Genomic DNA, 12602 nt, shown 5'->3' with positions numbered 1-12602 from the left:
GCCATCCTTGCCATGCAGGTACAGGTGCATGTCCTGCTGCGGATACGGAATGTTGATACCGGCCTTGTCATAGCCCAGCTTCAGCTGTTCCAGCAACGTCACCTTGGTGCCGAACCAGTCGGCCGACTTCACGTAGCAGCGGATGCCCAGGTTGATTGCATGCGCACCCAGCTCGTACACCACCACGTCCGGTGCTGGCGTCTGCAGCACGCGTGGGTCGGCCTTCATCAGTGCGAGCGCGGTATCGCGTGCCAGCTGGATGTTGTCCTCGTAGCCGATGCCAATCACCAGTTCGACGCGGCGCGTCGGCTCGGCGGTCAGGTTGATGATCGGCGCGGCGGTGATCAGCGTGTTCGGAATGGTGGTGTGCTGGTTGTCGGCACCGGTCAGAACGGTCTGGAAGATGCGCACTTCGCGCACGGTGCCGGTCTGCCCGGCCACGGTGACCACATCGCCCACGCGGAACGGTCGCAGCGTCACCAGCATCACGCCCGAGGCGATGTTGGACAGCGAATCCTTCAATGCCAGGCCAACAGCGAGGCCAGCGGTGCCGAGCACGGCCAGCAGCGGGGTGATCTGCACGCCCAGCGTCCCAATGGCCAGTACCACCACGATCACCAGCGATGCGGCATAGACCACGTTGCGCAGGAAGCTGCCGAGCATCGGGTCCACACCCATGCGCGCCGTAGCGCGCGGCATCGCGTTGGACAGGCGTCGTGCCACCCACAGGCCCACAAGCAGCACCACGATCGCGGCCAGCAACGGTACGCCATAGGTTTCCAGCAGGCGTTCCCAGTCGAGTGAATGGAGCCAAGGGGTTGCGGCGGGGGCGGGCGTTGCGGCGGCGATCATGCGGGAGTTCCTTTGCTGCTGCGGGACGGGCGCGAGGTGCGCGTGGCGTGTGCGGACGCCAGAAACAGCAAGCCCCGCAGAGGCGGGGCTTGCGTGCAGCAGCAGTATCAGCTGACGTCGATGAACATGACGTCAGCCTGCGGCCATCATGGCATCAGCCGTTGGCCTTCAGCTTGGCCAGGCGCAGCCAGGTATCGACCACGGTGTCCGGGTTCAGCGACACCGACTCGATGCCTTCCTGCATCAGCCATTCGGCCAGATCCGGATGATCGGACGGGCCCTGGCCGCAGATGCCAACGTACTTGCCCTTGGCACGTGCTGCCTTGATCGCCATCGACAGCAGCTTCTTCACCGCCGGGTTACGCTCGTCGAACAGGTGCGCGACGATCGACGAGTCGCGGTCCAGGCCCAGGCTCAGCTGGGTCAGGTCGTTGGAGCCGATCGAGAAGCCGTCGAAGATCTCCAGGAACTCATCGGCGAGCAGTGCGTTGGAGGGCACTTCGCACATCATGATGATCTTCAGGCCGTTCTCGCCCTGCTTCAGGCCATTCTGTTCCAGCACCTCGACGACCTTGCGGCCTTCTTCCAGGGTGCGCACGAACGGAATCATGACCCACAGGTTGTCCAGGCCCATTTCGTTGCGCACGCGCAGCACGGCCTTGCACTCCAGCGCGAAGGCGGCCGAGAAGCTCGGGTCGACGTAACGGCTGGCGCCGCGGAAGCCGATCATCGGGTTCTCTTCGTGCGGCTCGTAGTTGCTGCCGCCGATCAGGTTGGCGTACTCGTTGGACTTGAAATCCGACAGGCGCACGATCACCGGATTCGGCGCGACCGAAGCAGTGAGGGTGGCGATGCCTTCGGCCAGTCGGTCGACGTAGAAGCTGACCGGATCACCGTAGCCGGCGATCTTCTCATCGATCTTCTTCCTAGTCGCCGCGTCCTGGCGGTCGTATTCCAGCAGCGCGTTCGGGTGGATGCCGATGTGGCTGGCGATGATCATTTCCAGGCGGGCCAGGCCGATGCCGGCGTTCGGCAGCTGGCCGAAGTCGAAGGCACGTTCCGGGTTGGCCACGTTCATCATGATCTTCAGCGGCGCCGGCGGCATGTTGCCCAGATCAGTGGTGGTGCGCTCGAAGCCGAGCTTGCCTTCGTAGATGAAGCCGGTATCGCCTTCAGCGCAGCTGACGGTGACCAGCTGGCCATCTTCGATGACCTTGGTGGCGTTGCCCGAACCGACCACGGCCGGCACGCCCAGCTCGCGCGCGATGATCGCGGCGTGGCAGGTACGGCCGCCACGGTTGGTGACGATGGCCGAGGCGCGCTTCATCACCGGCTCCCAATCGGGATCGGTCATGTCGGCGATCAGCACGTCGCCCGGCTGCACGCGGTTCATGTCGTCCAGCGTCTTCACCACGCGGGCCACGCCCGAACCGATCTTGGCACCAACGGCACGGCCTTCGGCCAGCACGTTGCCGCCCTTTTCGGTCAGCGCGAAGCGCTCGATCTGGGTGGCGTGGCTGCGCGACTTCACTGTTTCCGGGCGCGCCTGCACGATGAACAGCTTGCCGCTGACACCGTCCTTGGCCCACTCGATGTCCATCGGGCGGCCGTAGTGCTTCTCGATGACCAGCGCCTGCTTGGACAGCTCCTGCACGTCCTCGTCGCTGATCGAGAAGGTGTTGCGCAGTTCGGCCGGGGTATCTTCGATCCTGACGCGCTCACCCGGGACATCCGAGTACACCATGCGGATCGCCTTGCTGCCGAGCGAGCGGCGCAGGATCGCCGGCTTGCCGGCCTGCAGGGTGGGCTTGTAGACGTAGTACTCGTCGGGGTTGACCGCGCCCTGCACGACCATTTCGCCCAGGCCGAAGGACGAGGTGACGAACACCACGTCACGGAAGCCGGACTCGGTGTCCAGGGTGAACAGCACGCCGGAGGAACCGACGCCCGAACGCACCATCAGCTGCACGCCGGCGGACAGGAACACGTCCTCATGCTTGAAGCCGTGGTGCACGCGGTAGGCGATGGCGCGGTCGTTGTACAGCGAGGCGAACACTTCCTTGACCTTGTGCACGACATCGTCGGCACCGGTGACGTTGAGGAAGGTTTCCTGCTGGCCGGCGAAGGAGGCATCGGGCAGATCCTCGGCGGTGGCCGACGAACGCACGGCCACGGCCACGTCGCCGCCACCGTTTTCGGCGCTCAGCTTTGCGTAGGCAGTGCGGATGTCCTGGTCCAACTGCGGCTGCAGCGGAGCATCGATGACCCAGCCGCGGATTTCCTTGCCCGCTGCGGTCAGCGCGTTGACGTCTTCGACGTCCAGCGTGGCCAGCTTGTCGAAGATGCGCTTGGACAGATCGTTGTGCGCGATGAAGTCCTTGAAGGCTTCAGCGGTGGTGGCATAACCGCCCGGCACCGAAACGCCCAGACCGGCCAAGTTGCCGATCATCTCGCCCAGGGACGAATTCTTGCCGCCTACGCGGGCCAGATCGGCCAGACGCAGTTCGTGCAACCACAGGATGTTCTCGTTCAAGCGCGATGCTCCGTTTGGCCATCGCCCGAGGCGGGCTGAGTGGCCGCGTCCGTAGGAAGAAGCCGATATGATGCCGGGCAGAGCACCGTCGGCACAAGCTTGTGCTGACGGCCTTTTTAAGCTTCGTAGGGGGTAAAAGCGCGCATGTCGACCATCCGTCCGGTGTTCTACGTTTCCGATGGAACCGGTATCACCGCTGAAACCATTGGGCATAGCCTGCTGACCCAGTTCTCCGGATTCAGCTTCATTACCGACCGCATGTCGTTTGTCGACGACCCCGAAAAAGCGCGTGAAGCCTGCGCCCGGATCCAGGCGGCGGGGGAGCGGTACCAGGTCCGGCCGATCGTGGTGAACTCCTGCGTGGACCAGAGCCTGAGCCTGATCCTGGCCGACAGCGGGGCGCTGATGCTGGACGTGTTCGCACCTTTCATCGAGCCGCTGGAGCGTGAACTGGCCAGCCCGCGCCTTGCCCGGGTTGGCCAGGCCCACGGCATGGTGGACTTCGACACCTACCACCGCCGCATCAATGCGATGAACTTCGCCCTGACCCATGACGACGGCATCGCGGTGAATTACGACGATGCCGACGTGATCCTGGTAGCGGTTTCGCGCGCCGGCAAAACGCCCACCTGCATCTACCTGGCCCTGCATTACGGGGTGCGCGCGGCCAATTACCCGCTGACCGATGAGGATCTGGAAAGCGACCGCCTGCCGCCGCGCCTGCGTGCCTACCGGCGCAAGCTGTTCGGCCTGACCATCGACCCGGACCGCCTGCAGCAGATCCGCCAGGAGCGCCGCCCGAACTCGCGCTACGCCAACCTGGACACCTGCAAGCGGGAGGTGGCCGCGGCCGAGGTGATGTTCCAGATGGAGCGGATTCCGACCCTGAGCACCACCCACACCTCGATCGAGGAGATTTCCAGCAAGGTGCTGGCCACGTTGGGGCTGCAGCGCGAGCTGTATTGATCCGTGCGCCACGACCAACGGTCGTGGCCTACCTCCGGGGCGATGACCCTCCTGCGCGGGGGCATCGACCCTCCTGCACGGTGGGTATCGACCGTTGGTCGATACCGAGCCCCTTTGGTCGGGGTGATCCCGCCCCCACGTTGAAGCACCAACGTGTAGGATCGACCCATGGCCCGAGCCTTGCCCCGCACCGAACGCATTCCCCGCCTGAGCCGGTTGAGCTGGCTCATGGGCCTGTACGCGGAAAACTACCGCCACCTGGTGCGCCTGTTCGAACCGGCCGGACTGGTGGCGGGCAGCTACATCTCCTCGATCGGCGACGGCCTGGATGTTCGCCTGGACGTGATCGAGTGCCATCGCTACACGGTGGAACTGCGCCTGACCTACGACCTGGCCGACCCGGTCACCGGCGAGCCGGATCCGTCAGCCTATGTGCGCCTGTACCGTGACGCGCGCCAGGCCGAGACCACCCACTGCTACGTGGGCCGTCGCTGGCAGGACACCATGGGCCTGTACCCGCCGCCGGCGGAGCTGATCAGCCACCGCATGCGGATGAATACCTTCCTCGGCAAGTGGCTGGAATATCTGGCCGAGCGCGGCCACGGTGTGGCCACCCTGCGCCGCGATCCCGATGGCGCCGGTGCGGCTGCCGAGCGCCGCCTGTCGCTGGTGCGCTGATCGGCCATAATCCACGGCTGACCTGCCGCTGGATGCTGCCCCATGCCGTATACCCCGATCGTCGCCACCCTGGGCTACGTGCTGTCGCCCGATCGTCGCCAGGTGCTGATGATCCACCGCAACACCCGGCCGGGTGACCACCACCTGGGCAAGTACAACGGGCTGGGCGGCAAGATCGAACCGACCGAAGACGTCGCGGCAGGCATGCGCCGCGAAATCGCCGAGGAAGCCGGCATCGACTGCACCGGCATGCGCCTGCGCGGCACCATCAGCTGGCCGGGTTTCGGCAAGCACGGCGAAGACTGGCTGGGCTTCGTGTTCGTCATCGATGGATTCGAGGGCACTCCACATGGTGGCAACCACGAAGGCACGCTGGAGTGGGTGGACCTGGACAAGCTGGACACGCTGCCGATGTGGGAGGGCGACCGCAACTTCCTGCCGCTGGTGTTCGACGCCGATCCGCGCCCGTTCCACGGCGTGATGCCGTACAAGGATGGCCGCATGGTGAGCTGGTCCTACAGCCGGCTGTGACTCCGGGGATCTGGTGGGTGCCTACCATTCGGGTGGGTGCCAACCTTGGTTGGCACGCCCTTCTGATCGATTAATACCCGGGCAATATTGACGGGATAAAATTACCCGGATAATATTTGCGCATCGCCTCTGATGTCAGTGCCATGCCTGCGTCCCGACTCCCTCCCTTCAGCTGCTTCGACGGCCACCGCCTGGTCGCTTCCGGTACCCGGGAAGTGGCTGCGCTGGCGTTGAAGCAGCTGCGCGCCGACAACGCTGCCGGTCCGCTGCTCGTGTTCGACAACGCTACCGGCCGCACCCGTGATTTCGATACGCGCGGTTGCGACGCAGAACTGCTGGCGCGGGTGGCGGAGGCGTTTCCATCGGCCGTGGAAGCGGACGCCGGAATCGCTCTCGAAGACGCACCTGTTGCCCCGCGCGGCCGCGGCCGCCCCAAGCTGGGCGTGGTCGCCCGCGAAGTGACGTTGCTGCCGCGCCACTGGGCATGGCTGGCAGAACAGCCGGGTGGAGCCTCCGTGGTTCTGCGCAGGCTGGTGGAGGCGGCCAGCCGGGCCGGTGCGGACAAGGACCGGCAGCGCCGTCACAGCGAGCGTGCCTATCACTTCCTGCAGACCATCGCCGGTGACCTTCCGGGTTTCGAGGAAGCGATCCGTGTCCTGTTCGCGCACGACCGGGCGGGCCTGGAAATGGCGCTGCGCAGCTGGCCCGAGGATGTGCGCGATCACGCCCTGCGCCTGGCTTTCGATGATTCTTCGGACCACGCCGACAGCTGAGCCATCGAGCCGTCGTTGAGCGGCGGCGCCACCTGATCGCGGGCTACCACCCGCTCCCCTGTGCTTGCTTTGCTGGCGGAAACGCCGGGCAGGGCGGCGCCTTGCCCAGAGAACCCCATGGACACCCCCGCACATCCCATCCCCCCGGTCGCGCCGCCCCTCTGGCGCACCTATCTGACCCTGCTGCTGCCGATGCTGCTGACCAACGCATTGCAGCTGGCCGCAGGCACGCTGGACAATATCTACCTCGGCCATCTGCTGGGTACGCAGGCGGTGGCCGCCGCCGCGGCGTTCTTCCCTGTCTTCTTCCTGCTGCTGGCCCTGGTAATGGGCTTGGCGACCGGCGCGATGGTGCTGATCGGCCAGGCCTGGGGCGCGGGCCGGCCGCAACAGGCTCGCGCGGTGGCCGGCAGTGCGGTGGCACTGATTCTGCTGTTGTCAGTGCTGGTGATGGCGGTGGGCGGCGGTTTCGCGCCACAGCTGCTGGCGGCACTGGGCACGCCAGCGCAGATCCTCGACGAATCCATCGTCTATGCCCGTGTTCTGCTGCTGGCGGCACCGGCGTTTTTCCTGCTGTGGCTGGCCACTGCGGTGAGCCGTGCGGTGGGCGACCCGAAGACACCGCTGCATGCGCTGCTGCTGGCCACGGTGGTTGGCCTGCTGTGCACGCCGCTGCTGATCCTGGGCTGGGCCGGCCTGCCACGGCTGGGCTCGGCCAGTGCGGCAGTCTCGGCGGCGCTCGCCTCGCTGCTGGCCCTGGCCTGGCTGATGTGGCGGTGGCAGCGGATGGGGCACCCGCTGGCACCGGGGCATGAGTTGCTGCAAGCCATCCGCTTCGATGGAGCGCTCATCCGTTCGATGCTGCGCATCGGCGTACCGTCTTCGCTGCAGATGCTCAGCCTGGCCATTGCCGAAATCGTGTTGCTGGGCTGGATCAATCGCCACGGATATACCGCCACGGCCGCCTACGGTGCGGTCAACCAGTTGATGAGCTGGGTGCAGCTGCCGGCGATGTCGCTGGGTATTACCGCCACCATCCTCGCGGCGCATGCGATGGGTGCCGGGCGTACGGAGCGGTTGCCCGCCATCGCCCGCACCGGGGTGATGCTGGGTCTGGCGATGCTGACAGTCGTGGTGCTGCTGGTGATGGCGCTGGCGATGTGGCTGCAGGCGCGGCAGGGTCTGCCGGGGCTGTGGTGGGCGTGGCCGTTGGGACTGGTGGCCATGCTGGTGATCCAGGTGCTCTGTTTTGCTCGCTGGCGGCGGGTGCAGGCTGGGTAGTGCCAGCCGCTGGCCGGCAATCCGGAATGGCCGGGGCAGCCGGCCAGCGGCCGGCTCTACCACTTCAGCGCCGATGTGCCAGCAGCAGGTGGAAGTGCTTTTCGCGGGTCTGGCCGTCATTGCCGGCCGTGGATTCCCGGTGGCTCCGCCAGGCCGACACGCGGAAGCCGGACACACGCAGGGCAAGCTCCACCGCGTCCAGCTCATGCAGCTGGAAGTCGGCGGCAAATGGCAGGCTGCGCATGAAGCTGGCATCACCAAAGGCCAGGCACAGGCGGCCACCCCGGCGCAGTACCCGCGCCAGCTCGTCCAGCACCGGGGCCAGGTTCGGCCAGAAGTACAGGGTGTTGATCGCCAGCGCGGCATCCATCGCGGCATCGGCGACCGGCAGCGCATGGGCGTCGCCATGTCGCATCGCCGCACGCTCGGTCAACCCGGCGCTGGCCAGCCGCTGGTTGCCGGCCTCGACCATGGCCGTGGACAGCTCGATGCCCAGATAGTGGCTGCCGGCTGCCGGCGGCCTGCAGCATCAGCGGCGCGAAGGCCGCATTGCCCGGGCCGACCTCCAGGATCCGTTCGCCAGCGCCAACGGCCAGCAGCCCGATCGAGGCCAGATTGAGTGCGCCGTTGCTGCGGTTCATCGAGTCGGCGACCGCCAGCGCGGCCTCGCCATGGGGCTGCCGCAGCTGTGCGGCCAGGGTGGGAGCATCCAGCATCATCATCGTCCGTTTCAGAGTTTCGGACGTGGCGGCGGCGGGTCCGCCGGTGACCATAGCGCTGACCTTGTGGCTTGGGAAGTAGGGAAACCCCGCTCCAGGGTGATGAGGAAATGTCCACCGTCGCAGTCGGTGAGATCTGGTTGTCCACAGGGGGTGTGGATTACGCGTGGGCAACTTTGTGGATAAGCCGCGACAGGCGCCACCCCCCTAGGCTGTCAAGATGGGTGGCGAAAAATTCACCGCCGGTGAGGGTGGGTGAGGGAGCGGTGAAGAATCAGTCCCGTCGGCGCTGTCGCCGGCGGTGGCGCTCGCGGTAACCTGTGGGCCTTGATGCCCCGTGAGACTCCATGAAACGTCACTTCTCGATGCTGCGCGAATTCCAGCTGGCCGACTGGTTCACCCTGGCCAATGCGTTCTGCGGCACCGGTGCGGTGTTTGCCGCGATGCGCTTCCTGCAGGATGGCGAGCGTGGCTACCTGCTGTTCGGCATGGCACTGATCCCGCTGGCCTTCATCTTCGACGCCCTCGACGGGCGCATCGCGCGCTGGCGCAAGTCCAGTTCCACCCTGGGCCGCGAGCTGGATTCGCTGTCAGACGTGATCTCCTTCGGCGTGGCCCCGGCGGCGCTGGCGTATGCCTGCGGCATGCAGGGCGGCTGGGACTGGCTGGTGCTGAGCTACTTCGTCTGCTGCGGCGTCAGCCGCCTGGCGCGCTACAACGTCACCGCCGAGGCACTGGCCGGCGACGAGGGCAAGGTCACGTATTTCGAAGGCACCCCGATCCCGACCAGCCTGGTGCTGGTGATCGTGCTGGCGATCGCTGCCGGCACCGGCGCCATCGGTCGGGACATCTGGTTCGGCCAGTGGCAGATCGGTCCGTGGCAGCTGCATCCGATGGTGCTGCTGTTCGCCCTGTCCGGGTCGCTGATGATCAGCAAGACCCTGCGTATCCCCAAGCCATGAGCCAGTCCTGCGGAGGCCTGCGATGACCAGCTCGGCCCATGATGCCGGCAGCAGCGATTTCGAGACGCTGGCCCGGCAGTATTTCGGCGCCTGGGGCGATGCCCTGCGCCATGCGACCACGCCCGGTGCGCCGGCTGGCGACGACCCCGGCAGCTGGAAGCGGCTGTTCGATTGGTGGGGTCAACTGCTGCCCGAACAGGGGCAGGGCGCGCCGGAAGATGCGGTGCGCCGTTTCCGCGAACAGGCGGGCAGCTGGTACGGCACCATGCAGGAGGTCGCTGCGCGCTTCGCCGGCCGCGACGCCAGCAGCGCTGATGTGGCCCAGGCCTGGCGCGAGGCGGTGCAGGGGCAGGGCGACGGCATGCTGCAGTGGATGCTGCAAGGCGCTCGTGGCAGCACCCAGGCCGGCGCCGCCGTGCCCGAATTCGCTGCATGGCTGCAGCAGTTCCAGCTGCAGGCTGGCCCGTGGCTGCAGAGCCCGGCGTTCGGCCCCGGCCGCGAGCACCAGGCGCGCTGGCAGGCGCTGCTGCGGGCGCAGGAGGAGTACCAGCAGCATTCGCGCGCCTACGTCGATCAGATCAAGCAGGCGCTGGACGAGGCCTTCGCGCTGTTCGAGCAGCGCCTCGCCGAGCACGAGCAGCCCGGCAGCCAGTTGACCAGCGCCCGCGCGATGTTCGACCTGTGGATCGAAGTGGCCGAGGAGGCCTACGCCAAGGTCGCCATGTCCGAGCCGTTCCAGCAGGTCTATGCCGCGCTGGGCAACGCACAGATGCGCTTGCGCGCCGGCTTGCAGCGCGAGGTGGAACAGATGAGTGAACGTATCGGCCTGCCGACCCGCAGCGAGATGGACGCCGCGCACCGCCGCATCGCCGAGTTGGAGCGCAGCCTGCGTCGCCTGCAGGCACAGGTGGTGGCCATGGCCGGTACGGGCAACGTCGATCCGGTGGCACAGCCGGCGCCGGCGAAGGTGAAGCCGGTCGCGCGCAAGGCCGCGAAGAAGGCCGCGCCGGTAAAGAAGGCGGCTGCGAAAGAGGCGCCTGCGAAGAAGGCTGCACCTCGCACTTCCACTCGGACGCGTGACCGATGAAGGGACCGCTGGGCTTCAACGCCGATGACCTGATGCAGGAAACCCTGGCCATGCAGCGCAAGCTGATGGAAGGCCTGAAGCTGCTGCCGCAGGTGGAAGACGTGGACTATGGCGTAACCGCCCGCGAGGAAGTCTGGCGCGACGGCAAGGTGGTGCTGTACCGCTTCGTCGGCGAACAGGCACCGACCCGGCGCACGCCGCTGCTGATCGTCTACGCGCTGGTCAACCGGCCGTACATGGTCGACCTTCAGGCCGACCGTTCGCTGGTGCAGAAGCTGCTGGCGCTGGGCCAGGACGTCTACGTGCTGGACTGGGGCTATCCGGACCGCTCGGAGCGCTTCCAGACCCTGGAGGACTATCTGCTGCGCTACATCGATGGCGCGGTCGATGCGCTGCGCGCGCGCAGTGGTGGACCGGTCGACCTGCTCGGCATCTGCCAGGGCGGCGTGTTCGCGCTGTGCTACGCCGCGCTGCGCCGACAGAAGCTGGGCAAGCTGATCACCATGGTCACCCCGGTCGATTTCCACACCGCCGACAACATGCTCTCGCACTGGGCGCAGCAGGTGGACGTGGACCTGCTGGTGGACACGCTGGGCAACATCCCGGCCGACCTGATGAATGCCAGTTACCTGATGCTCAAGCCGTTCCGCCTGAACGTGCAGAAGTACGTCGGCCTGCTCGACATCCTCGATGACAAGGCGGCGCTGGAGGATTTCCTGCGCATGGAGAAGTGGATCTTCGATTCACCGGACCTGGCGGGCGAGGCCTTCCGCGACTTCATCAAGCAGTTCTACCAGGGCAACGGGTTGATGAACGGCACGGTGCGGATCGGCGAGGAAGCGGTGGATCTGTCGCAGGTGACCCTGCCGGTGCTGAACATCTATGCCGAGCAGGACCATCTGGTGCCGCCGGATGCCTCGCGCGCGATGCGTGGACGCCTGGGCACCGAGGACTACACCGAGTCCAGTTTCCGTGGCGGCCATATCGGCATCTACGTGTCCGGCCGCGCGCAGCGCGAAGTGCCGGCCACGATCGATGGCTGGCTGAAGGCGCGCGACGCGTAAGGCCTGCTTCGTTTTTGTAGCGTCGAGCCATGCTCGACTGCATGGAGAATGATGATGTCGCGAAGGATTTCGTTGCTGCTTGCCACGCTGCTGCTGGCTGCCCCTGTTGCGCAGGCCGCACCCAGTGCGGATGCACGGCGGGAGATCGCCCAGCTGATCTCCAGCCTGGACGGCTCCCAATGCCGGTTCCAGCGCAATGGCAGCTGGTACGACGGCAGCGATGCGCGCGCGCACCTGCAGCGCAAGTACGACTACCTGCTGAAGAAGGACATGGTGGACAGCGCCGAGCAGTTCATCGAGCGCGCCGCCAGCCAGAGCAGCATGAGCGGCAAGCCCTATCGCATCCAGTGCCCGGGGCAGCCTGAACAGACCGCAGCCGCCTGGTTCGGCGCACGCCTGCAGGCCCTGCGCCACCGCACGCCGTAGACATGGGGGCGGTGTAGAGTCGAGCCATGCTCGACTGCTTTTTCCCGTAGCCTTGGAGGACTGCCATGAACACCACGCCGCGCACGCTGTCACGTTCATTGAACGACCGCATGATTGCCGGCGTGATGGGCGGCATCGCCCACCGCTTCGGCTGGAACCCCACGCTGGTACGGATCGTGTTCGTGCTGGTCTCGATCGGCTCGGCGGCTTTCCCCGGCATCCTGGTCTACCTGATCCTGTGGCTGCTGATGCCGAACGAGGCCGATTGAAGACCGTTCCAGAGCCCTGGCCGGTCTGGCTGCGCGCGCTGCAGGTGCTGGGCGCGGTGTGGACGTCACCCAATTCACTGTTCGGTGTGATCGGCGGCCTGGCCGGCATGCTGGGTGGCGCAACAGTGCGCTGGAGCGGCCGTGATTGTGCGCTGGTGTTCGACCGCTGGCCGTGGGGACCGGGTGGGGCGATCACGCTGGGCAATGTGATCCTGCACACCGGCCATGACCTGGGCATCTCCTGCCGCACCTATGCGCACCAGGCCGGGTGGGGCGTGGAGCCGCTGATCCGGCTGGATGATCACGAACGCGCACACGTGTACCAGTACATGGTGCTGGGGCCGCTGTACCTGCCGGTGTACCTGCTGTGCGGCGGGGTGAGTGCGCGCAACCCGTTCGAGCGCGCGGCCGATCATTTCGCCCGGTTCGGGCACGGCTGGTGGCCGTAGTTTCCAGCCGAC

General features: G+C 66.4%; 13 protein-coding genes and 1 pseudogene. 11 read left to right on the top strand and 3 right to left on the bottom strand.

Annotation, left to right across the window (positions count from 1 at the left end; all coding sequences use genetic code 11):
• The coding region (locus N5J73_RS22600) for a mechanosensitive ion channel domain-containing protein (RefSeq protein WP_279941353.1) at positions 1 to 852 on the bottom strand (852 nt) is incomplete at its 3' end.
• Positions 853 to 1006: 154 nt separating this feature from the next.
• Complete coding sequence (gene ppsA, locus N5J73_RS22595) at positions 1007 to 3385, bottom strand: phosphoenolpyruvate synthase (protein WP_049444640.1); 2379 nt, start codon at positions 3383 to 3385, stop codon at positions 1007 to 1009.
• A gap of 144 nt (positions 3386 to 3529) precedes the next feature.
• Here ppsA and N5J73_RS22590 point away from each other — a divergent pair, with 144 nt between their 5' ends.
• The 5 genes from N5J73_RS22590 to N5J73_RS22570 all read left to right on the top strand — a co-directional run bounded on the left by N5J73_RS22590 (position 3530) and on the right by N5J73_RS22570 (position 7614).
• Entirely contained in the window at positions 3530 to 4351 is an 822-nt protein-coding gene (locus tag N5J73_RS22590; protein ID WP_049444639.1) for a pyruvate, water dikinase regulatory protein, read from the top strand.
• Positions 4352 to 4519: 168 nt separating this feature from the next.
• Positions 4520 to 5029, top strand: a complete 510-nt coding sequence (locus tag N5J73_RS22585) for a DUF1249 domain-containing protein (RefSeq protein WP_049444638.1) — start codon at positions 4520 to 4522, stop codon at positions 5027 to 5029.
• A 42-nt stretch (positions 5030 to 5071) separates the two neighbouring features.
• A complete protein-coding gene (locus tag N5J73_RS22580; protein WP_049444636.1) occupies positions 5072 to 5560 on the top strand; it encodes an 8-oxo-dGTP diphosphatase in 489 nt (162 codons plus the stop codon).
• Positions 5561 to 5703: 143 nt separating this feature from the next.
• On the top strand, positions 5704 to 6333 hold the full coding sequence (locus N5J73_RS22575) for a DUF2239 family protein (RefSeq protein ID WP_049444651.1): 630 nt from the start codon (positions 5704 to 5706) through the stop codon (positions 6331 to 6333).
• 117 nt (positions 6334 to 6450) lie between these two features.
• Positions 6451 to 7614: an MATE family efflux transporter gene (locus tag N5J73_RS22570; protein WP_049444634.1), complete on the top strand. Its 1164-nt coding sequence runs from the start codon at positions 6451 to 6453 to the stop codon at positions 7612 to 7614.
• A gap of 64 nt (positions 7615 to 7678) precedes the next feature.
• Here the strand turns inward: N5J73_RS22570 and N5J73_RS24240 are convergent.
• Positions 7679 to 8336: pseudogene (locus tag N5J73_RS24240) on the bottom strand (class I SAM-dependent methyltransferase).
• A gap of 344 nt (positions 8337 to 8680) precedes the next feature.
• On the opposite strand from N5J73_RS24240, the gene N5J73_RS22560 reads away from it, so the two are divergent.
• The 6 genes from N5J73_RS22560 (at position 8681) to N5J73_RS22535 (ending at position 12590) form a co-directional block, all read left to right on the top strand.
• Positions 8681 to 9295 (top strand): CDP-alcohol phosphatidyltransferase family protein, encoded by a 615-nt coding sequence (locus N5J73_RS22560; protein WP_049444631.1) that lies wholly within the window; start codon positions 8681 to 8683, stop codon positions 9293 to 9295.
• A 22-nt stretch (positions 9296 to 9317) separates the two neighbouring features.
• Positions 9318 to 10382: a class III poly(R)-hydroxyalkanoic acid synthase subunit PhaE gene (phaE, locus tag N5J73_RS22555; protein WP_049444630.1), complete on the top strand. Its 1065-nt coding sequence runs from the start codon at positions 9318 to 9320 to the stop codon at positions 10380 to 10382.
• Complete coding sequence (locus tag N5J73_RS22550; protein WP_049444628.1) at positions 10379 to 11446, top strand: class III poly(R)-hydroxyalkanoic acid synthase subunit PhaC; 1068 nt, start codon at positions 10379 to 10381, stop codon at positions 11444 to 11446. Before phaE ends, N5J73_RS22550 begins: the two co-directional genes overlap by 4 nt.
• 51 nt (positions 11447 to 11497) lie before the next feature.
• The gene (locus N5J73_RS22545) at positions 11498 to 11872 is read left to right on the top strand and encodes a YfeK family protein (RefSeq protein ID WP_049444649.1); all 375 of its coding nucleotides are present in this window, start codon (positions 11498 to 11500) and stop codon (positions 11870 to 11872) included.
• 65 nt (positions 11873 to 11937) lie between these two features.
• Positions 11938 to 12141 carry a PspC domain-containing protein gene (locus N5J73_RS22540; protein ID WP_010484929.1) on the top strand — a complete coding sequence of 68 codons (204 nt, stop codon included), beginning with the start codon at positions 11938 to 11940 and terminating at the stop codon, positions 12139 to 12141.
• A complete protein-coding gene (locus N5J73_RS22535; protein ID WP_049444626.1) occupies positions 12138 to 12590 on the top strand; it encodes a hypothetical protein in 453 nt (150 codons plus the stop codon). Before N5J73_RS22540 ends, N5J73_RS22535 begins: the two co-directional genes overlap by 4 nt.
• The last annotated feature ends 12 nt before the right edge of the window (positions 12591 to 12602 follow it).

This window comes from Stenotrophomonas sp. GD03654, assembly GCF_029845105.1.
GTDB lineage: Bacteria > Pseudomonadota > Gammaproteobacteria > Xanthomonadales > Xanthomonadaceae > Stenotrophomonas > Stenotrophomonas africana.
This window is presented reverse-complemented; position numbering and strand designations above follow the sequence as displayed.

Coding starts and splice junctions, on each gene's coding strand:
- N5J73_RS22590 (WP_049444639.1), top strand. CDS start 3,530: ATGTCGACCATCCGTCCGGTGTTCTACGTTTCCGATGGAACCGGTATC.
- N5J73_RS22585 (WP_049444638.1), top strand. CDS start 4,520: ATGGCCCGAGCCTTGCCCCGCACCGAACGCATTCCCCGCCTGAGCCGG.
- N5J73_RS22580 (WP_049444636.1), top strand. CDS start 5,072: ATGCCGTATACCCCGATCGTCGCCACCCTGGGCTACGTGCTGTCGCCC.
- N5J73_RS22575 (WP_049444651.1), top strand. CDS start 5,704: ATGCCTGCGTCCCGACTCCCTCCCTTCAGCTGCTTCGACGGCCACCGC.
- N5J73_RS22570 (WP_049444634.1), top strand. CDS start 6,451: ATGGACACCCCCGCACATCCCATCCCCCCGGTCGCGCCGCCCCTCTGG.
- N5J73_RS22560 (WP_049444631.1), top strand. CDS start 8,681: ATGAAACGTCACTTCTCGATGCTGCGCGAATTCCAGCTGGCCGACTGG.
- phaE (WP_049444630.1), top strand. CDS start 9,318: ATGACCAGCTCGGCCCATGATGCCGGCAGCAGCGATTTCGAGACGCTG.
- N5J73_RS22550 (WP_049444628.1), top strand. CDS start 10,379: ATGAAGGGACCGCTGGGCTTCAACGCCGATGACCTGATGCAGGAAACC.
- N5J73_RS22545 (WP_049444649.1), top strand. CDS start 11,498: ATGATGTCGCGAAGGATTTCGTTGCTGCTTGCCACGCTGCTGCTGGCT.
- N5J73_RS22540 (WP_010484929.1), top strand. CDS start 11,938: ATGAACACCACGCCGCGCACGCTGTCACGTTCATTGAACGACCGCATG.